Source organism: Flavobacterium adhaerens (genome assembly GCF_040045115.1).
GTDB lineage: Bacteria > Bacteroidota > Bacteroidia > Flavobacteriales > Flavobacteriaceae > Flavobacterium > Flavobacterium adhaerens.
The window spans coordinates 237,390-260,005 of sequence record NZ_JBDLZX010000005.1 but is presented as its reverse complement, the minus strand read 5'-3'; the positions used below and the strand labels follow the sequence as shown (position 1 = coordinate 260,005).

The window sequence follows — 22,616 nt, the reverse complement described above, 5'->3', positions numbered from 1 at the left end:
ATGTTACATACACAACATCTTGATTTTAGTATTATTTTACAAAAAAGATTGGATAGCCAAATCATAACTTTTCATTCCAAAACCCAAAACTACCCCTTTTGCATTTCCTGAAATATACGATTGGTGCCTAAAACTTTCACGAGCATAAGTATTGGATATATGTACTTCGATAACTGGAGTTGTCACTGCTTTTATAGCATCACCAATACCAACCGAAGTATGTGTATAAGCACCCGCATTCAAAATAATTCCATCATAAGTAAAACCAAAATCTTGAATTTTCCCAATTAATTCCCCTTCAATATTACTTTGATAATAAGTCAATTCTATTTGAGGAAATTTGTTTTTTAAAATTTCAAGATAATCTTCAAATGTTTGTGAACCGTAAATTTCAGGCTCCCTTTTTCCAAGTAAATTTAAATTTGGACCATTAATGATGGCAATTTTCATATATCGTTATTTATTGTTTTTGTAAAAATAAATAATACCATTTAAACTCAATTCATTTTTATATTAAAATCAATCATTTTAATTTATCAAATCAAAATCCAAAACTTATATAAGAAAAACTTTAATTTAAACCCTTTGTTATTGAAAGTTTTAAAACAGAATTGCTTCATTTTACTATTAAATTATACCCAATTAACATAATAGTGATGGTTTTTTCGTACATTTGATTCCGTATTAACAAACAAATAAAAAAAAATGAAAAAAATTATTGTAGCATTAGTAACTGTATTTGCAATGAATTTTGCAACTGCACAAGAATCAGGAATGCCGAAAGCAACTTTTTCTGCTGGAGATATGTGGCTTGAAGGAGGTATTAGTTTAACAACTGGTGATAGTGATAACGACTATTTTGCAATTAACCCAAAATTTGGATATTTTTTAGACAATAAATGGGCTGTAGGAGGTGATCTTAATTATTCATCTGTATCTTATTTACCAAATAATGGTGGTCTTGACAAATCAAATTCATTTGGAATAGGAGTATTTGCTAGATATTATTTCTTAAGTTTAGGAAATTTAAAAGCATATGGTGAAGCTGGATTAGGTTACAATAACACAAAACTAGATTATCTTGATGGAAGTTCCGATACAAGTAATGGGATCAAGGCTAATATTGATTTGGGACTGAATTACTTTTTCACTCCAAGATGGGCAGCAACATTTACATTAGCTGAAATTTTAAGCTACAACAACGCAAGTCCAGAAAATGGAGAAAGTACAAGCGATTTGGTTATCAATGTAAATTTATTCAACAATATATTTGCACAACCAAAATTCGGACTTTTATACAAATGGTAATTTCTTGATTTTATAAAAAATAGAGGCTGTCCAAAAAGATATAATCTTGTCAAGCTGAACTTGTTTCAGCTTCTTTAGACGCTAGATTATCATTTGTTTTTTAGATTCCGAAATAAATTCGGAATGACAAAACAAGACTTTTAGGACAGCCTCTTTTTTTGAACAATTTTTACCAATACTGCAATACGTATTTATAATAAAAAAAGCCCCAAATAGTTTGTAACTATCTAGGGCATATTCAAAATATGAGAGTTCTAATCTTATATCCTTTTTAAAACTGATAACCCACTCGGATTCCTCCAAAAGCAGCCGTTACGAAAGATGATTCTTTAGAACCAGGAGTTTTTGAACTATCAGAAACACCTCCAAAATAGCTTGAATATTCAGCATCTTTAAATTTCTCTGACATAAAGCTTATTCCTGCCTCAACACCAAAATATAATTTTTTAGCTACATAATAATCTGCTCCTGTAAATAAACCAAAACCAAAACCTGAGTTTTTTTGCTCAAAATCTTCATAATCTCCATTATCGAAAGATGTTTCTGAAAATTCTTTACCAAAACCAAAAATTACTTCTGCCCCAGCATATGTTGAAAGCCTATTAGTTCCAGCAAAATGTTTCTCAACTCCTAATTTTATATTGTTATCTGAATTTTTTTCAGTTTCAGAACCATTATTAAAATAATCTACATCTTTATAACTGCTTATTCCCAAACCTGCTCTTAAAGCAATATCGTCTTCTAGGAAATATCTAAATTTCACAATTCCGTCATTCAAATCAATTTCAGCATTGTTTAAACCACCGTTTAAACCTACTTCTGTTGTAACTGTTCCTTTTGTTGGTTTGTAAGAAATGGACTCTTGTGCATTTACTGCTTGGAATGCAAAAAATCCTAATGTCAATAAAAATACTTTTTTCATTGTAAATAATTAAATTTTTAAATTAGTTTTGATTTGTAAAAAAATCCGTGCAAAAATAAACAAAACAATTAGTTTGAAAAATAATTTTGTAAGTTTTTTTAATTATTTTTTGGACACAAAAATACATCTCACATAAACCATTGAACTCCAAAATCATAGACAACCATTTTATTCCTTAAATGATAACCCTGATTGCATGTTGCGAGAATTGTTTATATTTAAATCAGCTCCAAATAGCTTTTTTTATTTCTAATAAATAAGTTTTCTTTGTAAAATGGATTGGAATACTTACATCAAAAACTATCAATCGTATCTAAAAATCGAAAGAGGTTTGTCTAAAAACACAATAGAAAACTATACTTTTGACATAGAACGATTATGCTTATTCTTAGAACAAAATAGAATAAACATTTCTCCAATAGTTATAAAAGAAGAAGTTTTACAACAATTCATTTATAACATTTCTAAAGAGGTCAACCCTAGATCTCAAGCAAGAATCCTCTCTGGATTAAAAAGTTTTTTCTCGTATTTGATTTTTGAAGATTATCGAAATGACAATCCTTTAGAATTAATAGAATCACCAAAAACAGGACGAAAATTACCCGATACACTTGCAGTAGAGGAAATAGACTCGTTAATTTCTGCTATAGATTTAAGTTCAAATGAGGGAGAACGAAATCGAGCATTATTAGAGACTCTTTACGGTTGTGGTCTAAGGGTATCTGAGCTTGTTGCTTTAAAATTATCAGATTTATTTTTTGAAGAAGGTTTTATCAAAATTACTGGTAAAGGCAACAAACAGCGTTTTGTTCCAGTAGGCGAATTGACTCAAAAATATATTAACATTTATCAAAATACTATTAGAACCCATTTAAATATTCATAAAGAATTCGAAGACATCCTCTTTTTAAATCGAAGAGGAAAACAGTTGACAAGAGCAATGATCTTTACCATCATAAAAGATTTAGCAGTAAAAATCAATTTAAATAAAAAAATTAGTCCTCATACTTTCAGACATTCATTTGCAACACATTTATTAGAAAACGGAGCCGATTTGCGTTCGATTCAATTAATGTTGGGACATGAATCTATAACTACTACGGAAATATATGTTCATTTAGACCGAAAATATTTAACCGAAGTACTGAATAATTATCATCCTAGAAAATGATCCTTAAAATAATATCCTTCTTTTTATAACAATATCTATCTAATATTCAATATTTTTGCAAAACATCAAGTAAAAATTAAAATATGATCTTTACTACAAATAAAACACCCGAAGATTTAAATAAATTATACGAAAGTTTAATCAAACAACTTCCTAATATTATCTTTCAAATAAGAGTGAACAGCCTCAAACAAATCACAATCGATTTTTTGAGCAAACCCATTGAGTTTCTAAACGAATTCTCGATAAATGATTTTTTAGAAGACACCTATAAATTATCCAACTACAAGATTTACGAGCCAGATTTAAAATGCTTTTTAGAATCATACGAAAAAGCCATATCAACCAACGAAAAATGGGAAATTGATTTTAGATTACTACTACCTGAAAGTGGTTACAAATGGATTAGAATTGACGCAACACCCAAGAAAAAGAAAAACAACGACATCCTTTTTTACGGACTTATTTCGGATATAACCGATATCAAGGAACAAGAAATTAGATTGAAAGTAGCCGATGAAAGGTATCATTTTGCCGTACAAGCATCAGACAGAGGTGTGTGGGACTGGGATTTAATCACTAACAAGGTATATTATTCTTCCGAATCTATGAAAATTCTGGAATTAACCGAATCTGATTTAGTAGCTGCACCTGAAGAATGGGACGAAAGAGTTCATCCTGATGATCGAGAAGAATATTACGGAAATATCAATTTGCATTTTGAGAACAAAATTCCATTTTACGAAACCTGTCACCGTGTTTTGTGTTCAGGCAGATACAAATGGATTCTCGATAGAGGAAAAGTAATCGAAAGAGATGATACCGGAAAACCTTTGCGTATAGTAGGAACACATACTGATATTTCCGAACAAAAAAAGAAAGAGCTAGACCTGTCTCAAATGCTCGAAATTGTAAATACACAAAACAATAAACTTCTCAATTTTGCTCACATAGTATCTCATAATTTAAGGACACATAGCGGAAATATAAAATCCTTGTTAGATTTACATGCCGAAAATTTATTATCCGAAAAAGACACCTTACACAATATACAAATCGTATCAGACGAGTTGTTCTCTACAATCGAAAACCTAAACGATTTGGTAAGCATTTATACCGAAAAAGAGAACAACATGCAACTCCTAAAAATTAATAGTTTTATAGACAAAGTTTTAGATGTTTTATACGAATCTCTAAAAGAAAAAAGAATACAAGTCTTAAACTACGTTCCTAATTCTATCAAAATACATTGTTTACCAGCTTATTTAGAAAGTATCATGCTGAATTTAGTAACCAATGCTATTAAATATTCGGATCCTAACAAAGAGCCTAAAATTATTTTTACGACCGAAATAAAAGATAATTTCGTAGTACTAAATGTAAAAGACAACGGATTAGGAATTGATTTAGAAAAACACAAAGATTCTATTTTTGGACTATACAAAACGTTTCACTCCAATAATGACGCCAGAGGAGTCGGTTTATATTTAACCAAAAATCAGGTAGAAAATATGGGCGGTAAAATTGAAGTAGAAAGCACACTTAATTTTGGAACCACTTTTAAAGTCTATTTCAAAAAAGGGTAAGAAAACCTATTTATTACAAAAACAAAAAATCCAAATTTCAATCTTTACAAGTTGAAATTTGGATTTTTGTATAAGTCATTACTGCTATTATTTAGCAATATTCACCGCTCTTGTCTCTCTAATTACTGTTACTTTTACTTGTCCTGGATAAGTCATCTCAGTTTGTATTTTTTGAGAAATTTCAAAAGATAAATTTGCCGCATTATCATCTGAAACCTTTTCGCTTTCTACAATTACACGAAGCTCTCTACCCGCTTGGATAGCATAGGCATTTTTTACACCATTAAATCCATAAGCTACATCTTCAAGATCTTTCAAACGCTGAATGTACGAATCCAACACTTGTCTTCTCGCTCCTGGTCTAGCTCCTGAAATAGCATCACAAACTTGAATAATTGGAGACAACAATGATTTCATTTCAATCTCATCATGATGCGCTCCAATTGCATTACAAACCTCATCTTTTTCTCCATATTTTTCAGCCCATTGCATCCCTAATAAAGCGTGTGGCAAATCACTTTCGGTATCTGGAACTTTACCAATATCGTGTAACAAACCAGCTCTTTTAGCTAGTTTTACGTTCAAACCTAGTTCGGCAGCCATGATACCACACAACTTAGACACCTCTCTTGAGTGTTGCAATAAGTTTTGCCCGTAAGACGAACGATATTTCATCCTACCTACAACTTTTATCAATTCAGGATGTAATCCGTGAATTCCTAAATCGATTACAGTACGTTTTCCTACTTCGATAATTTCATCATCGATTTGTTTTGTCGTTTTTGCAACTACTTCTTCGATACGAGCTGGGTGAATACGCCCATCAGTAACCAACTTGTGTAATGCTAAACGAGCAATTTCTCTACGAACTGGATCAAAACAAGATAAAATAATAGCTTCTGGAGTATCATCAACGATAATTTCAACACCTGTTGCTGCTTCTAAAGCTCTAATATTTCTACCTTCACGACCAATGATTCTACCTTTTACATCATCCGATTCGATATTAAATACAGAAACGCAGTTTTCTACAGCTTCTTCGGTACCTACTCGCTGAATAGTATTGATAATAATTTTTTTAGCTTCTTGTTGTGCTGTCAATTTAGCCTCTTCGATAGTATCTTGAATATGAGACATTGCTTTGGTTTTGGCTTCAGCCTTCAGGCCTTCAACCAATTGCTCTTTAGCTTCTTCTGCAGACAATCCAGAAATTACCTCTAATTGCTGTAATTGACTTTTATGAAGCCTATCAACTTCTTGTTGTTTCTTTTCTAAAGTTTCAATTTTAGAATTATATTCGGCCGTTTTTGCTTCAAAATCATCATTCAATTTTTTAGATTTTGACAATTCATTTGAAACTTGAGATTCTTTGTCACGAACTCTTTTCTCTACTTCGGCAACTTTTTTATCTCTTGCCAAAATTACTTGTTCGTGCTCTGCCTTCAATTCAATAAACTTCTCTTTAGCTTGAAGAATTTTGTCCTTTTTAATATTTTCAGCTTCAAGATTAGCGTCTTTTAGAATTGAACTAGCTTCTTTCTTTGCGTTTTTAATTAAATTAGAAATATTACTTTTCTCTATAATTTTGGCGATTCCAAATCCTAGTGCAATACCTACAATTCCTGAAATAATTATTGTTATGATGTCCATGTTTGTAAAAAATTTATATATAAAAAAGCCTACATTAGAGGTTGTATAAACTCGAAAAGACAAGTTTTGAGCTAACTCACTGTTCAAGTTTCCTTGCCGAAGCATGGCATACTATAGTAGTGATGATTCGCTCATTCTAAATTGTTAGTGTTGAGTTTACCAATATGAACTAATGTAGGCAGTATCTTAGTCTTTATGCAAGAACGTTTAACTTTCGAGATATTCGTCTAAAAGCGAATTGAGTTTATTTAATCTATCGATGGTTTCGGTGCCATTTATAGCATTATCAATTTGCCTTTGTTCTACTTGAGAAGCAAATTGTAAAGCACACATAGCTAAAACATCTTGTTTATCTCTTACAGCATAATTTTCTTCAAATTGCTTGATCATAGCATCAATTTTCTTAGAAGCACTCCTAAGCCCTTCCTCTTGAGAGAAATCTACCGTTAACGGGTAAACTCTGTCGGCAATTGATATTTTAATTTTTAGCTTTTCGTCCATCTTTTTTAATCTGATAGCTGGGCTATGCAGTAATCAATTTCACGAATCATTGAATTTATCTTAAGCTTTGTATCTCTTTTATTGTCGTCACTGCCAAGCAATGTATTAGCTATTTTGAGTGTTTCTACTTGTGTTTTCAACGCCTCAATCTCGTTAGATTGATTTTGTATTAACACTGCAGCGTTTTGTAACTCTATCCTTAAATCTTGATTATTTTTTTCTAAAACTTGAATTTTTAGAAAAAGTTTTCCAATCTTATTTTCAAGAGTATCAATTATTTCTGCAATCACACTCATTATAATTCCAATTCATTACTTAATCTTACAAAGTTAGTATTCCTTTTTATTATTACAATATTTTATTGATTTTTTTACATTAAAATAACCAATATATTAAAAATCAATTAGTTACATTTTGAATTAATTTTATCTTGTAGGTCTAACTTCCTTTTTTTAACTTAGCAAAAATGTATTCCGAAAAACAAAAACGAATACAAATTAACAAAAAACACAAAATGGAGATACATCAATTCCCTATCTCCATAAAATTACAATTGCATTATGAGACTCCCGTTTTTTTTACTATTATTTACAACAACTTTATTTGCGCAAGTTGAATATCCAAAAGATTACTTTCGTTCCCCGCTGGATATCCCGCTACGATTATCTGGAAATTTTGGAGAATTAAGACCCAATCATTTTCATGCTGGTTTTGACATGAAAACTCTTCAAAAAGAAGGATTAAATGTATATGCTGTTGCCGATGGTTATGTGTCGAGAATAAAAATATCCACTTTTGGAAACGGGAAAACTATCTATATCGATCACCCAAATGGATTTACTTCGGTTTATGGTCATTTGCAAAGAGCAACAGATTCTATTGAGAGTTACATAAAAAAAACACATTACAGAGAACAAGCATATGAAATCGAAATGTTTTTCAAACCCAATCAAATGCCTGTTACCAAAGGACAACTTATAGCTCTATCTGGAAATACGGGCTCTTCTGAAGGGCCTCATTTGCATTTTGAATTTAGAGATACGAAAACCGAGAAAATAATCAATCCTTTATTTTTTGGCTTTGACAGTTTATTAAAAGATACCAAAAAACCGATAGTTTCGAATTTATATGTTTATCCTTTAGATTCTAAAACAATTGTAAACAACTCTAAACGACGAATTCCTGTAAATTTATCACTGCAAAAAGACGGAACTTATCTCGCAAACAAAGTTGTTGCAAATGGCAAAATAGGTTTTGGGGTAACTACTACAGACACCGATGATCTTTCCTTTAATAAAAATGGTGTCTATAATGTGAATTTACTTAGTAATGGAAATTCTATTTTCAATTATAAATTTACGACTTATGCTTTTGATGAAATGCGGTATATAAATGCATTAATCGATTATTCTTTTTACAAAAAAACAGGACAACGAATTCAAAAACTTTTTATGAATCCGCCCTATAATTTGAGTATTATTCAAACAGACAATTCTAATGGTATTATAACAGCAACCCCTAACCTAACTAATATTTGCCATTTAGATGTTTCTGACTATTACGGAAACAAAACATCAATCACAATTCCTGTCGAATTTGATTCTCTTACTACAATTGTTGACAAAGAACCTATTGTAGCCAATTATACCGTGAAAGCATCAAAGGATTGTTTTTTCGAAAAAGACAAATGCTCTGTTTTCTTTCCTGCTGGAACATTTTACAATGATTTTGATTTGAATTTTGATGTAAATAGTGGGGTTCTAACTGTACATGACGATACAGTTCCTGCTCATAGCAATTTCACCATTACCATCGAAAACGATCGTTACAGTGACAAAAAAGATAAGGTTTACATAGCTCGTGTAAACGGAAACAGTCTTAGCTACAATACCACTCGTGAAAAAAATAATGTTTATGAAATCCGAACCAAAACACTTGGCAAATACAAATTAGCTATCGATACTGTTCCTCCAGTAATTACCATTCCAAAACCTATCGAAGGAAAAGTTCTAGACAATCAAAAAACCATTCAAGTAAAAATTTCTGATAGTCAATCCGGAATTCAATCATACAACGGCTACCTTAACGGCAAATGGATATTGATGGAGTACGAAAGCAAAACCCGTACCCTGACGCATTATTTTAGCGACGGAATTGTTACAAATGGTAAAAATCTTTTAAAAGTGGTTGTAGTTGATAATGTAGGGAATTCTTCTACCTTTGAAACACATTTTCAAAGAAATCAAAAACAATAAAACTAAAACGATTTGAACATTCTAAAAGCCTTATTTTGTATTGTTTTTTTATGGATGGGAATAAATTCACATGCTCAAACGGCTTTGGTAAGAGGAGTTGTTTTAGATAAAAAAAACAATCCAATAGAAGGGGTAAATATCATTTGCAGTAACAATTTGACCCAAACAAATTCAAATGGGCAATACAAAATTGACATTCCTGCAAATGAAAAAACAACAATCGAATTTACGCATATTTCCTTAAAAAAAGCCAGCATAAAAATACTCCTGAAACCCAATGAAGTATATGTTCTAAATATATTCATGGATAATCAAGAAGAACAAATGGGCGAAGTAATTGTTAATGCGAATAATAAAAAAACGGTTCAAGGAATACAAACTTTTGAAGCCAAAGACATTCGTTTTATTCCTGGTGCCAATGCTGGAATTGAAAACGTGTTAAAAACATTACCCGGTGTAAATTCTAACAATGAATTAAGCACACAATACAGTGTGAGAGGCGGAAATTATGATGAAAATTTAGTTTATGTAAATGAAATCGAAGTGTATCGCCCTTTTTTGATACGCTCAGGTCAGCAAGAAGGATTAAGCTTTATAAATACTGATTTGGTTCAAAATATCGATTTTTCCGCAGGAGGTTTTCAAGCCAAATATGGAGACAAAATGTCATCGGTCTTAGACATCACCTATCGCAACCCGTCTCAATTTGGAGCCTCACTCGAATTGAGTTTTCTTGGCGGAAGTTTTGCCTTTGATGTCATTTCTAAAGATAAAAAATGGTCAGCAATTACAGGAATTCGGTACCGAAACAATAGCCTTTTAGTAAACAGCCAAGATACACAAACCAACTACACTCCTACTTTTGCAGATATTCAAACCAATATCACCTATCAAGCATCTGCCAAATGGCAATGGAGCTTCTTGGGAAATATTTCTCAAAATCACTACTTATACGAGCCACTTACTCGTCAAACCAATTTTGGTACAATAAATGAACCTATGGCACTTGCTGTATATTATCAAGGAAAAGAAAAAGACATTTACAAAACCTATTTTGGAGCTATAAAAACCACTTATCAACTAAACGAGAGTACATCATTAAAACTCATTGGTTCTCTGTTTCACACCATTGAACAAGAGTATTTTGATATCTATGCGCAATATCGATTAGGCGAAGTTGACACTAATATTGGCTCTGATTCCTATGACGATATTCAATACACAAGAGGAATTGGCTCACAACTCAATCATGCTCGAAACGATCTTGACGCACTAATTGGCAATTTAGAATTAAAAGGATTAAAAAATTGGAAACAAAATCAAATTGAATGGGGCATAAAATACACCAAAGAATCTATTCATGATCGAATATCAGAATGGGAAATGATAGATTCAGCTGGTTTTTCGATACGTCCACCAGTAATACTTCCTAAAAATGACCAACCTTACCAACCTTATTCTGGATTATTAATTCCCTACCAATTTGTTAGAGCAACAAATTTCACGGACATTAATAGAATTTCGGCTTACACACAATGGAGTCGAAAAGGCAACATAGGTAGTAACGAAATCTGGTATAATGTTGGAGTACGATTGCAGAGTTGGGAAGTTTCGGGAACTAATTTAAACGGAAAAGTTCAAACTATTTTTAATCCAAGAGGACAATTTGCCCTAAAACCAGATTGGGAAAAAGAAATCTTATTCCGATTTACAATTGGCCTCTACGGACAACCACCATTCTATAGAGAATTAAGAGATTATGACGGCATCGTTCAACCAGATGTTAAAGCTCAAAAATCGTTAAACATTGTATTCGGAAGTGACTATAGTTTTGAAATGTGGAAACGTCCTTTTAAACTCACCACCGAAGCCTATTATAAAAAAATGACAGACGTAAATCCCTACACCATAGACAATGTAAGAATACGATATTTGGCTCAAAACAATGCTGTTGCCTATGCACAAGGACTTGATGTTAGGCTCAATGGAGAATTTGTCCCAGGAACAGATTCTTGGATTAGTTTTGGATATTTAAAAACCGAAGAGAATTGGGATCACAAAGAATACATTGCACGGCCAACAGATCAACGTTTAAAATTTGGTCTTTTGTTTCAGGATTATATGCCCAAAATTCCAAGCTTAAAATTATACTTAAACTTAGTTTACAACACTGGACTACCAGGCGGATCCCCTTCTTATGCAGACCCGTATTTATATCAAAATCGCTTAAATGATTATCGTCGAGCGGATATTGGATTTTCTAAAGTTTTTATCGACCAAAAAGTTGGCATGTCAACCAGAAGTTTTTTCAAAAATTTCAAAGAATTATCATTAGGCTTTGAAATCTTTAATCTCTTTAATAATCAAAATGCAATCACAAATACATGGGTTCGGGATGTTTACACCAAAACCGAATATGCAATTCCAAATTATATGACAAAAAGAGTTTTTAATTTGAAGTTGAATGCCAGATTATGAACCATTTTAGAGTAAATTAGAATAGAGTAAAAAGAATAAAACTACTTAATATTTCGTTTTTCATTTTTAAAAATGATTACATTTGAGTTTATATTTTAATATTTAAAATTAGTATGAGAACATCACATTTTGTTTGTATAGGAATATCGCTTTTGTTTTTAGCAAGTTGCAAAAAAGAAGAAATAGAAAAACCTAAAGTAATTTATGGTGCCTCAAAAGCAGTAAAACAAACCCCCAGAATAGATTCGAGCCAAATCAAAATAGCCGATTTGCCAATACAAATGCAAGGAACAAATTACCTGATTCATCCTGTTGGAGACTTAAATGTTTATGGCAAAGGATTAAAAAACAGATACGGTTCTTCGAGTGTAAATGATGTAAGTTTTACAATTTCTAATGCTGCCGAATATGAAATCACCGGTTATTTGCAGAATCTTAAATTTCAAAAAGTAGATTCTGATTCTATAAAAGCATTGACAAATGATCCTGTTTTAATTCAAACCGCCACCTATTTAAAAGCAGTTTCCGACAAGATAAACAAACAAATCATGGTTTACACCATGTGTGATTCCGATACTAATAAAGATGGAAAATTAGACACTTCGGACATCAAAGCTTTGTATTTAAGTAAAATTAGTGGTGAAAAGCTTACCAAAGTTTCTCCCGATTTTCAAGAATTAATCGATTGGTCACTGGTTGAGGCCAAGAACAGATTGTATTTTAGAACCGTCGAAGACACCAATAAAAACGGAGAATTTGACAGCAAAGATGTGGTACATTATAACTACATCGATTTGACTAAAAAAGACTGGACAACTGAAACCTATAACCCAATCTAACTTTTAAATCAAAATATCACTTTCCAAATCAGATTTTTCTATTTCGAAATTAAAACCGAGTTGTTTTACCAATTGAATCACAAGATTTTTATACCAATTCTCTGATTTAGGGTGAATATAAATTTTCTCAATTAATTGATTGATATCAACACTTATTTTTAGACCGTCATTCAATTTCATATTATTATCCGAAACATCTGTAATAATTCGGACTTCGCGTTCGTATTGAAAGCTTTTTCTTTTGAACAAAAAAGGGAAAAACATATCATCAAAAGGAATATACTCTTTCTTATAATCGATATAATTTACCTCACCAATGTATTGTTTGTAATTGTTTTCGGGAGTCAAAGCATTTTGAAGTCTTTGGATTGTAGATTGTATTGCTAAACCTTCACTATTTTGTGTAAAAATTTGCCACATGGCAAAAGACTCATATTCATTGATATGCCAACTACTTATAGCTACTTTTTCACGATGCGTTTTGTAAAAATTTAAAAAATCAGGATTATCAATAGAAAGTTTTTTGATCTCTTCGTAAGTAGGTTCGCTAAAAGTTCCTTCATATTGATCTTCAAATTTATCCGAACGAGACATGAACAATTTTCTCGAAAGCAATAAATCCAAAAACTTAGACAAATCAAGATATTTCCATACAATTGTATTGGGATCTTGCGGAAGTATTATATTTGAATTGTTAAAATACACACCGTTTAAATTTAAATTATCTTATTCTGAGAATCGAAAATCTAAAGTTCGCCATCTAAAATCGTTATTCCAAAGATTGCATTGTTACCAATTTGTTATATGTTCCGTTCAAAGCGATTAACTCGGCATGAGTACCTTGTTCTACAATCTTCCCTTTTTGCATCACAACAATTAAATCGGCCTTTTGAATCGTTGAAAGACGGTGTGCAATCACAATTGAAGTTCTGTTCTGCATCATATTTTCAAGAGCAACCTGAACAAATTTTTCGCTTTCGGTATCCAAAGCCGAAGTTGCTTCGTCTAAAATCATAATTGGAGGATTTTTCAAAACCGCACGTGCAATAGATAATCGTTGTTTTTGACCACCCGATAGTTTATTTCCACTATCACCAATATTGGTATAAATCCCTTCCGGTAAATCTTTTACAAACTCATAAGCATTGGCAATTTTCAACGCTTCGATAATTTCCTCATCCGTTGCGTCTTGTTTGCCCAAGGCAATATTATATCTTATCGTATCATTAAACAAAATACTGTCTTGTGTAACCAACCCCATTAATCCGCGAAGCGAATGTAGATTCAAATCTTTTATGGCTATTCCATCGATTAAAATAGTACCTTCATTCACATCATAAAAGCGTGTCAGTAAATTTGCAATTGTACTTTTACCACTTCCTGATTGTCCTACAAGAGCGACCGTTTGTCCTTTATTTACCGTAAGCGAAAAATCTTTTAAAACATTCTCTTTTTCATATCTAAAATTGATGTTCTGGATAGTTATCGAATTCTCAAAAGTATTTTTCTCGATAGCATTTTCCTTGCTAGTAATTTCATTTTTTACCTCTAAAACTTCAAAAACACGTTCGGCTGCTGCCAACCCATTTTTCACAGCATAAGAAGCCTTAGATATCGCTTTTGCTGGTGTAAGAATATTATAAGCTAATGTTAAGTAAACAATAAATGCAGAACCCGCTAATGTCTTTTCGACCAAAACCAAATTCCCTCCATACCATAACAATATAGCAATAGTTGTAATTCCCATAAATTCACTCAACGGCGAAGCCAAATTATTTTTATTTCCTATGCTGTTTGAAAGTTTTAACAATCTAGAAACAGAAGCGTGAAATTTATTCTTGAAACTGTTCTCGGCATTATAACTTTTTACGACTTTTAGACCTGTCAAACTTTCCTCAACTATAGAAATCAAATACCCTCCCTCGTTTTGTGCTTGTAAGGATTTTGCTTTCAAATTTTTTCCAATTTTAGAGATTATAATACCCGAAATTGGAATAAAAATCAATACAAAAATGGTCAATTCTACGCTGATAGCAAACATGGTAATTAGTGCAAACAAAATAGTTAGAGGCTCCTTTACGATAAGTTCTAATATTGAAAAAAAGGAATTTTGAACCTCTCCCACATCTCCAAGCATACGTGACATTACATCACCTTTTCTTTTCTCGGAATAATATGATACTGGCAATTCTATTATTTTATCATACATGGTTTGTCTTAAATCTTTCAAAACACCATTTTTGAGATGCATGATATGATACGAAGCCAAATAATTGAAAAAGTTTTTTAATAAAAACGTTGTAATCACTAATGATACCACTAACAATAAGGCAAATTGAGGTCCAGTCGTTTTTGTTAATTCTGATATTTTAAAATACAGTAAATCTTTACCGTAGCCCATTATATCCCCTATTCCGGTATAAACTGGTTCTTGAGGTATCGCTTTGGTTTGACCAAAAAGTACCTCGAGCATTGGTAGCAACGATAACATCGAAATAGTACTGAATAAAGCATAAAGTATATTGTAAATTATATTCCAAACAATATGGCTCTTGTAAACTTTAGCATACGGAATTAATTTAAGCAAATTGGAGTCTATCATTTATTTGAATGTTATTTTTTTTGCTGCAACTTAAAGTTTTTAAGTTTTATCGGGTGTGTTTTTTGCAATCCAAAATTAAATTGATTTATAAATGAATTACATCAAACAATTAAAAAACAAAATTAAACCAATTGGTTAGTTTTGCTATAATTTTATCATTTTTTTCACTAAAATCTCTATAGCCCTATTAATGCAATTGTGCAGACTATAACAATCTGCACAATTAAAAATTCTATAAAGCTTTAAATTTTATTCGCTAAATCCTTTCTCAAATAAATTAATTCAATTTCATTTCAGCAATGATTTTTTGAATTTTTTCATCTAAGAATTTTTCTGTTGTTTCAAAATTAGCAACAGCATCTAAATCAGTTTTTACACTGATGTAAAATTTAATTTTAGGTTCGGTACCACTAGGTCTAGCGCATATTTTAGACCCGTCTTCGGTATAATAAATCAACACATCAGCCTTAGGCATATCGATCGCTTCTTCTTCTCCTGTAAATAAATTTTTAGCAATAGAAGATTTGTAATCTTCAACCATTACAACTCTTTGTCCATTGATTTCTTTTAAAGGATTTTCGCGTAAGGAAACCATCATTTTATTAATTTCACTTAAGCCTTCCATTCCTTTTTTGGTAATAGAAACCAAGTATTCTTTATAAAAACCATGTTCAACATACAATTGTTGTAGTTCTTTGTAAACTGAACTTCCTTTAGCTTTGGCCTGAGCAGCCACCTCACAAATCAACAAAGTAGCGGCTACAGCATCTTTATCACGAACAGCATCACCAACCATATAACCAAAACTCTCTTCTCCTCCACCTATAAATTCTAGTTCAGGGAAATCTTTGATCATTTTGGCAATCCATTTAAAACCAGTCAAACCAACTTTAAAACCAACTCCATAAGCTGAAGCTAGTTCCATAATCATTGGTGTAGAAACAATTGTAGAACCAACAAATTGTTTTCCGTTAATTTTTCCAGCTTTTTTCCATTCTTCTAATAAAAAAGCAGTCATTAAAATCATGGTTTGGTTACCGTTTAACAAAGTCATTTTACCTTCGTTGTTTCGAACAGCAATACCCAATCTATCGCAATCTGGATCAGTACCAATCACAATATCAGAATTGGTTTTATCTGCCAAGGCCAAGGCCAATGTTAAAGCTTCTGGTTCTTCTGGATTAGGCGATTTTACAGTTGGAAAGTCACCGTTAGGCACTCTTTGTTCTTCAACAATATTTACGTTTTTGTAACCCGCTTGAGACAAAACATCTGGAACAGCAGTAATAGAAGTCCCGTGTAAGGAAGTAAATACAATATTAAGATTATCTTTTGCCTCTTGCAAAGTGCCAAAACTTGCATTTTCTATAGTAGATTTGACAAAAGCCTGATCTACTTCTGCATCAATATATTGAATCAAACTTTCATTTGCATCAAATTTAATTTCATCATATTGTAATTTTTCGATACTGTTGATGATTTCGCCATCTTGCGGGGGAACAATCTGACCACCATCTTCCCAATACACTTTGTATCCGTTATATTCAGGGGGATTATGTGATGCTGTTAGTACAATACCACACTGACAACCTAAATATTTTAGAGCGAAAGATAATTCTGGTGTAGGTCTCAAATCCGAAAATAAATACACCTGAATCCCATTTGCAGAGAAAACATCAGCAACAACTTTTGCTAAAGTTTTACTATTATGACGACAATCATAAGCTATAACCGTTTTCAAAGGTTGATTTGGAAATACTTTATGCAAAAAATTTGACAGTCCTTGAGTACTTTTTCCAAGCGTATATTTATTGATACGGTTGTCTCCTACCCCCATGATACCACGCATTCCGCCTGTACCAAACTCTAAATTTTTATAAAAACTTTCCTCAAGATCTTTTGGCGATGTTGTCATTAATTCTTTAACAGCTTCTTGAGTTTCATTATCAAACGTAGGGGTAAACCATACATTCATTGCGTCTAGAATGTTTTGAGCTATGTGCATTATCTTTATAGTTTTAAGTTGTTTGTTCAGTTATTGTTTTGAAAATTTTAAAATTCAAATGTTATATAGAATCAGTTTAATGTCGTTAAAAATTCAATTCTGTAGAAACTTTGTACCGATCTTCATTATTTTTACTTCTCAAAATTATTTCACCAAGGAATCCTGCCAAAAACAATTGAGTTCCCAAAATCATTGTGGTCAAAGCAATAAAAAACCAAGGATTATTGGTTACCAAAATATATTTCATACCATTATACATATGGTATAATTTTGAAACACCGATATATCCAGCAGCAATAAAACCGATGATAAACATAAAAGATCCAATTGCTCCAAATAGATGCATTGGTCTTTTACCAAATCGAGAAAGGAACCAAATTGTGATTAAATCCAGAAAACCATTTATGAAACGTTCCATTCCAAACTTGGTTTCCCCATATTTTCTAGCTTGGTGTTGCACTACTTTTTCGCCAATTTTTCCAAAACCGGCATTTTTGGCCAAAACAGGAATGTATCGATGCATTTCGCCTGATACTTCTACATTTTTTACAACCACATTTCTATAAGCTTTTAGTCCGCAATTAAAATCATTTAGTTGCACGCCTGATGTTTTTCGGGCTGCCCAATTGAATAATTTTGAGGGAATGTTTTTAGCAACAACAGAGTCGTATCGTTTCTTTTTCCAACCCGAAACCAAATCGTATTTTTGTTCGGTAATCATCTGGTATAAACCTGGAATTTCGTCTGGACTATCCTGCAGGTCAGCATCCATAGTAATAATTACATCGCCTTGAGCTTTGGCAAAACCAGCATGTAAGGCTTGTGATTTCCCGAAATTTTTCATAAAACGAACCCCTTTTACATTAGGATTTTCAGTTGCAAAACCCGAAATGATATTCCAAGATTCATCAGTACTTCCGTCATCTAAAAAAATGATTTCGTAACTATAATTGTTCGATTTCATTACAGATAGTATCCAAGTGTACAATTCTTGTAAAGATTCCTCTTCGTTTAGAAGCGGTATAAGTATTGATAAATTCATTATTTGTATTCTTGTGATGTAGCGTTGGATTTAAAAAAAGCAGCCAAAATTAATCCTAAAATCGAACTAAAAACAATACTATAAATAGCCCCTTTAGCTAATTCGATGATAGAATAAGGATTACTCTCTTTTAACTTAGCTACCGCTTCTTTGATGGCAGATTCTGGGGTTCCAAATTTCTGCATCATTTCTATAGTATATTTTGCTGTTAACTCTTTCAAAGTGTCTTTCGCACTTGGATCGATAAAATTGAACAAGACAATATTAAAAAGAGTTGAAATAATTATTCCGATAAGTACTGCGATAAAATAAGTTGTAAACGCATCTTTAAAAGGCATCACTCCATTCAAATCCTTTTTTGTCTTTACAAGCAAAACAATACAAATAATAAGGTAAAATCCTATTATTGCGGCTCCTAACCAACCCGACAGGAAAAGATTAATATCTATAGCATAAATTGTAGCGGTTATTAAGGAAGAAATAATCCCAATTGTAACACCAAATGTAACTCCGTTTCTTTTTATAATTTCGTTTATCATATTTAGCCGTTTTTTATGAATCCACAAATATAACAATTCCCAATTTACTGACGAGTAAAAAATAATTTTTAAGCCTATTATAAAAAAAACAATATAAAGGTTTGAATATTGAAATTTTAATGTAAATTTGCAGACTCAAAATAAAAATTGTAAAACAAAAAGTTATAGTGCGTTTATACCTTATCTAAAAAGAAAAGCTGCAAAACAAATTATAACCAAACAAATAAAAAAGATTTAAGATGAAAAAAGGTGTACACCCAGAAAATTACAGATTAGTTGCTTTCAAAGACATGTCAAATGACGATGTTTTTATTACTAAATCTACAGCAGAGACAAAAGAAACAATTATTCACGAAGGTGTTGAATATCCAGTTGTAAAAATGGAGATTTCTAGAACTTCTCACCCTTTTTACACAGGTAAATCTAAACTTATCGATACTGCTGGACGTATTGATAAATTCAAAACTAAATACGCTAAACACATTAAATAATTTTAAGTGTTTCAAAATACAATCAAAGCCTTGCAAATTGCGAGGCTTTTTTATTGTAAAATTGTTTCCATTGCTACAAAAGCAGCATTCTACAAACCAATAAACATCTAAAAATAATTGTAACTTTGGCGATGATAACCAAAATCACATTTTAATAATTTATTTTTATTTAATTTATGAATTACATTCTTTTTGACGGTCCTGCTCGAAATGCTTTGTTACCTTTTACTTTTACTCGCCCCGTTGCTGATATTCTAGTTGGAATAATGACCATTCGTCAAAAATGGGAAACTTACTTAGGCTCTACAACCACTACTGTTACAGAAGAGTATTTATCAGAAAAATTCCCAATGGTTGAGTTAGATGAAAATATTATGATTAATGCCTCTTTTTTACCGAATTCTATTTTGGTAGAAATGATTAAAAATCTACAACCCAATCAAGCTATTTTTAAAGGAGATGACGTAATAGCTTTTTTTACCAATAACCAGCAAGAGTCAGTCGATTTTGAAGATTATGAAATTCTAGAATACACCGATGAAACAATCTCAATTGAACACACTTGGGATATTTTTTCAAAAAACGACATCGCAATCCGTGAAGATTTTAACTTAATAACCGAAGACAGAAAATCACAACCCATCCCAAAAAGCGTTAATGTAATTGCTCCCGAAAATATTTTTATCGAAGAAGGAGCAAAATTAGAATTCGTTACATTAAACGCTTCATCAGGACCAATATACATTGGCAAAAACACCGAAATCATGGAAGGTTCCATTATACGAGGACCATTTGCTTTATGCGAAAATGCTCAAGTAAAAATGGGAGCAAAAGTATATGGAGCGACTACCGTAGGACCACATTCTAGAATTGGTGGTGAAGTAAAAAATGCTGTACTATTTGCTTACTCAAACAAAGGGCATGATGGCTTTCTTGGCGATTCTGTTTTAGGAGAATGGTGCAACATTGGAGCTGACAGCAACAACTCTAATTTGAAAAACAATTACGAAGAAGTAAAACTATGGAACTACGAAACCGAAAGCTTTACAAAAACTGGACTTCAATTTTGCGGATTAATGATGGGAGATCACAGTAAATGCGGAATCAATACCATGTTCAATACGGGAACTGTAGTTGGTGTCAGCGTTAATATTTTTGGCAGCGGTTTCCCTCGTAATTTTGTTCCAAGTTTTTCTTGGGGAGGTTCTACAGGATTCACCACTTACACTACCAACAAAGCTTTTGAAACAGCAAGATTAGTTATGAGCAGAAGAAATGTAGAATTTGACGAAAAAGAAAAAGCCATATTAGAACACATTTTTGAAGAATCTAAAAAATGGCGTAAAGAATAAAATCAAATCTAACGAAACAAAAGCTTTCCGATACAAAACAAAATCGGAGAGCTTTTTTCATACACCCTCTTTTTTCTATGGTCAACCACAAAAAACAACACAACAATATCACACACCCCCCCTATTTACTACAAGGGTCAAAATAAATAAAATGCATTTTTTTCTAATTTACATCAAATTCTATTAGTTTTTTCTATCCAGAAGTTATAGTTTTACCCCCGTATTTTCACTTTTGAAAGATTTTATTGCATTATTAATAATTTAAAAAAAACGAATAAACTGCTATGGGAGAAATTGTATCCTCTTTAAATGAAATTGTATGGAGTAACGCTTTGATTTTATTATGCTTAGGAGCTGGGCTCTATTTTTCAATCAGAACTAGATTTTTACAAGTTCGCCATTTCAAAGAAATGTTTCGTTTATTATTCGATGGAGAAAGTACCGAATCAGGAGTTTCTTCATTCCAAGCGTTATCTATGACGTTAGCAGGAAGAGTAGGAACTGGAAATATTGCTGGAGTTGCTACTGCTATTGCCTTTGGAGGTCCTGGGGCTATGTTTTGGATGTGGACCGTTGCGTTTTTAGGAGCCAGCACCGCTTTTATCGAAGCGACATTGGCTCAAATTTACAAAGAGGAAGACAAAGGATTACTTAGAGGAGGCCCTTCATTTTACATAGAAAGAGGATTAGGCGTTAAATGGTTTGCAACTGCTTTTGCAATTGTAGCAGTGGTAGCAATGGGAATTCTACTACCAGGCGTTCAGGCAAATTCGGTAGCCGAAGGTTTTCAAAATGCATTTCAACTAAATACTTGGATAACAGGTGGTGTTTTGGCATTGATTTTTGCCGCCATCGTTTTTGGAGGCGTAAAACGTATTGCAAAATTCGCTGAACTAATTGTTCCTTTTATGGCTGCTGGGTATATTATCGCTTCAATTATTATCGTAGCAATTCATATTGATCATTTACCTCATATTGTATCACTTATTTTTAAAAGTGCCTTCAATCAGGAAGCTGGCTTTGGAGCTGTTTTTGGTCTGGCGATACAATGGGGTGTAAAAAGAGGAATTTATTCTAATGAAGCTGGACAAGGTTCAGCTCCACATATTGCAGCTGCGGCAAATGTTTCACATCCAACAAAACAAGGATTGGTACAAGCTTTTTCTATCTATATCGACACTCTTTTAGTTTGTTCTGCAACAGGTTTTATGATTTTAATAACTGGAACTTACAATGTACAAAACCCTGCTTTTGGTACCCAAGGAGCTTCGGAGTTTTTATACACTGGACTTCCAGGAGTTTCGCCTGGAGCAGGATACACCCAAAGTGCAATGGATAGCATTTTTCCAGGATTTGGGTCTTATTTTGTTGCTTTTGCGTTATTTTTCTTCGCATTCACAACCATTATAGCTTATTATTATATTGCGGAAACAAATATTTCTTATCTCACTAGAAAGTTTAAATCATCTATAGCCAACCAACTTTTAAGAGTTACAATGATTTTCATTATCATTTACGGAAGTGTAAATACAGCAAAACTTGCTTGGGACATTGGTGATCTGGGTGTAGGATTAATGGCTTGGTTTAATATTATTGCTATTTTAATTTTACAAAAACCAGCTTTGGCTGCTTTGAAAGATTATGAAAGACAGAAAAAACAAGGCAAAGAACCACAATTTGACCCTAAAAGCATTGGAGTTCATAATGCTCCAATTTGGGAAAAAGAATTCGAAGAAAGCCAAAAAAACTAGATATATACTTATCTAGAAATTAGAAAATACTTTATCACAAATTCGTTATAACCAAAACGAATTTGTGGTATTTTTTTTTATCATTTTCCAATTGAATCATTTTCTAATTATCTAATTAATCTAT

The 22,616-nt window shown here is 32.2% G+C and carries 19 protein-coding genes; 9 read left to right on the top strand and 10 right to left on the bottom strand.

What is annotated here, in order from left to right; all coding sequences use genetic code 11:
* Positions 1–36: 36 nt before the first annotated feature.
* Positions 37–450 carry a type II 3-dehydroquinate dehydratase gene (aroQ, locus tag ABEB18_RS09120; protein WP_348798979.1) on the bottom strand — a complete coding sequence of 138 codons (414 nt, stop codon included), beginning with the start codon at positions 448–450 and terminating at the stop codon, positions 37–39.
* Between the two features lie 255 nt (positions 451–705).
* On the opposite strand from aroQ, the gene ABEB18_RS09115 reads away from it, so the two are divergent.
* Positions 706–1,308, top strand: coding sequence for an outer membrane beta-barrel protein (locus ABEB18_RS09115; protein WP_348798977.1), 603 nt, complete (start codon positions 706–708; stop codon positions 1,306–1,308).
* Positions 1,309–1,579: 271 nt separating this feature from the next.
* Here ABEB18_RS09115 and ABEB18_RS09110 read toward each other — a convergent pair whose 3' ends face one another.
* Positions 1,580–2,230, bottom strand: a complete 651-nt coding sequence (locus ABEB18_RS09110; RefSeq protein ID WP_348798976.1) for a BT1926 family outer membrane beta-barrel protein — start codon at positions 2,228–2,230, stop codon at positions 1,580–1,582.
* 274 nt (positions 2,231–2,504) lie between these two features.
* Here ABEB18_RS09110 and xerD point away from each other — a divergent pair, with 274 nt between their 5' ends.
* On the top strand, positions 2,505–3,401 hold the full coding sequence (gene xerD, locus ABEB18_RS09105; RefSeq protein ID WP_348798975.1) for a site-specific tyrosine recombinase XerD: 897 nt from the start codon (positions 2,505–2,507) through the stop codon (positions 3,399–3,401).
* Between the two features lie 83 nt (positions 3,402–3,484).
* Positions 3,485–4,987, top strand: coding sequence for a PAS domain-containing sensor histidine kinase (locus tag ABEB18_RS09100; protein WP_348798973.1), 1,503 nt, complete (start codon positions 3,485–3,487; stop codon positions 4,985–4,987).
* 87 nt (positions 4,988–5,074) lie between these two features.
* Here the strand turns inward: ABEB18_RS09100 and rny are convergent, their stop codons facing one another.
* The 3 genes from rny to ABEB18_RS09085 all read right to left on the bottom strand — a co-directional run bounded on the left by rny (position 5,075) and on the right by ABEB18_RS09085 (position 7,434).
* A complete protein-coding gene (gene rny, locus ABEB18_RS09095) occupies positions 5,075–6,637 on the bottom strand; it encodes a ribonuclease Y (protein ID WP_348798972.1) in 1,563 nt (520 codons plus the stop codon).
* 207 nt (positions 6,638–6,844) lie between these two features.
* Positions 6,845–7,138 carry a cell division protein ZapA gene (locus tag ABEB18_RS09090; protein ID WP_348798971.1) on the bottom strand — a complete coding sequence of 98 codons (294 nt, stop codon included), beginning with the start codon at positions 7,136–7,138 and terminating at the stop codon, positions 6,845–6,847.
* 5 nt (positions 7,139–7,143) lie between these two features.
* On the bottom strand, positions 7,144–7,434 hold the full coding sequence (locus tag ABEB18_RS09085; protein ID WP_348798970.1) for a coiled-coil domain-containing protein: 291 nt from the start codon (positions 7,432–7,434) through the stop codon (positions 7,144–7,146).
* Positions 7,435–7,698: 264 nt separating this feature from the next.
* Here ABEB18_RS09085 and ABEB18_RS09080 point away from each other — a divergent pair, with 264 nt between their 5' ends.
* The 3 genes from ABEB18_RS09080 (at position 7,699) to ABEB18_RS09070 (ending at position 12,710) form a co-directional block, all read left to right on the top strand.
* The gene (locus tag ABEB18_RS09080; protein ID WP_348798969.1) at positions 7,699–9,393 is read left to right on the top strand and encodes a M23 family metallopeptidase; all 1,695 of its coding nucleotides are present in this window, start codon (positions 7,699–7,701) and stop codon (positions 9,391–9,393) included.
* 54 nt (positions 9,394–9,447) lie between these two features.
* Positions 9,448–11,871: a TonB-dependent receptor gene (locus ABEB18_RS09075; protein ID WP_348799060.1), complete on the top strand. Its 2,424-nt coding sequence runs from the start codon at positions 9,448–9,450 to the stop codon at positions 11,869–11,871.
* A gap of 113 nt (positions 11,872–11,984) precedes the next feature.
* Positions 11,985–12,710: a hypothetical protein gene (locus ABEB18_RS09070; RefSeq protein WP_348798968.1), complete on the top strand. Its 726-nt coding sequence runs from the start codon at positions 11,985–11,987 to the stop codon at positions 12,708–12,710.
* 3 nt (positions 12,711–12,713) lie between these two features.
* Here ABEB18_RS09070 and ABEB18_RS09065 read toward each other — a convergent pair whose 3' ends face one another.
* The 5 genes from ABEB18_RS09065 to ABEB18_RS09045 form a co-directional block, all read right to left on the bottom strand.
* Positions 12,714–13,415 (bottom strand): hypothetical protein, encoded by a 702-nt coding sequence (locus ABEB18_RS09065; RefSeq protein ID WP_348798967.1) that lies wholly within the window; start codon positions 13,413–13,415, stop codon positions 12,714–12,716.
* Positions 13,416–13,479: 64 nt separating this feature from the next.
* Positions 13,480–15,312: an ABC transporter ATP-binding protein gene (locus tag ABEB18_RS09060; RefSeq protein WP_348798966.1), complete on the bottom strand. Its 1,833-nt coding sequence runs from the start codon at positions 15,310–15,312 to the stop codon at positions 13,480–13,482.
* Positions 15,313–15,589: 277 nt separating this feature from the next.
* Positions 15,590–17,317 (bottom strand): phospho-sugar mutase, encoded by a 1,728-nt coding sequence (locus ABEB18_RS09055; protein WP_348798965.1) that lies wholly within the window; start codon positions 17,315–17,317, stop codon positions 15,590–15,592.
* An 85-nt stretch (positions 17,318–17,402) separates the two neighbouring features.
* Complete coding sequence (locus tag ABEB18_RS09050) at positions 17,403–18,359, bottom strand: glycosyltransferase family 2 protein (protein ID WP_348798963.1); 957 nt, start codon at positions 18,357–18,359, stop codon at positions 17,403–17,405.
* Complete coding sequence (locus ABEB18_RS09045) at positions 18,359–18,898, bottom strand: DUF4199 domain-containing protein (protein WP_348798962.1); 540 nt, start codon at positions 18,896–18,898, stop codon at positions 18,359–18,361. Before ABEB18_RS09045 ends, ABEB18_RS09050 begins: the two co-directional genes overlap by 1 nt.
* Before the next feature lie 239 nt (positions 18,899–19,137).
* Between ABEB18_RS09045 and ABEB18_RS09040 the strand changes: the two genes are divergently transcribed.
* From ABEB18_RS09040 to ABEB18_RS09030, 3 genes are all read left to right on the top strand, one after another.
* Positions 19,138–19,389, top strand: coding sequence for a type B 50S ribosomal protein L31 (locus ABEB18_RS09040; protein ID WP_348798961.1), 252 nt, complete (start codon positions 19,138–19,140; stop codon positions 19,387–19,389).
* Between the two features lie 176 nt (positions 19,390–19,565).
* Entirely contained in the window at positions 19,566–20,741 is a 1,176-nt protein-coding gene (locus ABEB18_RS09035) for a GlmU family protein (protein ID WP_348798960.1), read from the top strand.
* 284 nt (positions 20,742–21,025) lie between these two features.
* Positions 21,026–22,492 carry an alanine/glycine:cation symporter family protein gene (locus ABEB18_RS09030; protein ID WP_348798959.1) on the top strand — a complete coding sequence of 489 codons (1,467 nt, stop codon included), beginning with the start codon at positions 21,026–21,028 and terminating at the stop codon, positions 22,490–22,492.
* Positions 22,493–22,616: the final 124 nt, after the last annotated feature.

What these genes read in the sequence shown, in the direction of transcription:
- ABEB18_RS09075 (WP_348799060.1), top strand. Translation starts at nt 9,448, where the DNA reads ATGGGAATAAATTCACATGCTCAAACGGCTTTGGTAAGAGGAGTTGTT.
- ABEB18_RS09115 (WP_348798977.1), top strand. Translation starts at nt 706, where the DNA reads ATGAAAAAAATTATTGTAGCATTAGTAACTGTATTTGCAATGAATTTT.
- ABEB18_RS09055 (WP_348798965.1), bottom strand. Translation starts at nt 17,317, where the DNA reads ATGCACATAGCTCAAAACATTCTAGACGCAATGAATGTATGGTTTACC.
- ABEB18_RS09060 (WP_348798966.1), bottom strand. Translation starts at nt 15,312, where the DNA reads ATGATAGACTCCAATTTGCTTAAATTAATTCCGTATGCTAAAGTTTAC.
- ABEB18_RS09110 (WP_348798976.1), bottom strand. Translation starts at nt 2,230, where the DNA reads ATGAAAAAAGTATTTTTATTGACATTAGGATTTTTTGCATTCCAAGCA.
- ABEB18_RS09050 (WP_348798963.1), bottom strand. Translation starts at nt 18,359, where the DNA reads ATGAATTTATCAATACTTATACCGCTTCTAAACGAAGAGGAATCTTTA.
- xerD (WP_348798975.1), top strand. Translation starts at nt 2,505, where the DNA reads ATGGATTGGAATACTTACATCAAAAACTATCAATCGTATCTAAAAATC.
- ABEB18_RS09085 (WP_348798970.1), bottom strand. Translation starts at nt 7,434, where the DNA reads ATGAGTGTGATTGCAGAAATAATTGATACTCTTGAAAATAAGATTGGA.
- rny (WP_348798972.1), bottom strand. Translation starts at nt 6,637, where the DNA reads ATGGACATCATAACAATAATTATTTCAGGAATTGTAGGTATTGCACTA.
- ABEB18_RS09100 (WP_348798973.1), top strand. Translation starts at nt 3,485, where the DNA reads ATGATCTTTACTACAAATAAAACACCCGAAGATTTAAATAAATTATAC.
- ABEB18_RS09035 (WP_348798960.1), top strand. Translation starts at nt 19,566, where the DNA reads ATGAATTACATTCTTTTTGACGGTCCTGCTCGAAATGCTTTGTTACCT.
- ABEB18_RS09030 (WP_348798959.1), top strand. Translation starts at nt 21,026, where the DNA reads ATGGGAGAAATTGTATCCTCTTTAAATGAAATTGTATGGAGTAACGCT.
- ABEB18_RS09090 (WP_348798971.1), bottom strand. Translation starts at nt 7,138, where the DNA reads ATGGACGAAAAGCTAAAAATTAAAATATCAATTGCCGACAGAGTTTAC.
- ABEB18_RS09045 (WP_348798962.1), bottom strand. Translation starts at nt 18,898, where the DNA reads ATGATAAACGAAATTATAAAAAGAAACGGAGTTACATTTGGTGTTACA.
- aroQ (WP_348798979.1), bottom strand. Translation starts at nt 450, where the DNA reads ATGAAAATTGCCATCATTAATGGTCCAAATTTAAATTTACTTGGAAAA.
- ABEB18_RS09040 (WP_348798961.1), top strand. Translation starts at nt 19,138, where the DNA reads ATGAAAAAAGGTGTACACCCAGAAAATTACAGATTAGTTGCTTTCAAA.
- ABEB18_RS09080 (WP_348798969.1), top strand. Translation starts at nt 7,699, where the DNA reads ATGAGACTCCCGTTTTTTTTACTATTATTTACAACAACTTTATTTGCG.
- ABEB18_RS09070 (WP_348798968.1), top strand. Translation starts at nt 11,985, where the DNA reads ATGAGAACATCACATTTTGTTTGTATAGGAATATCGCTTTTGTTTTTA.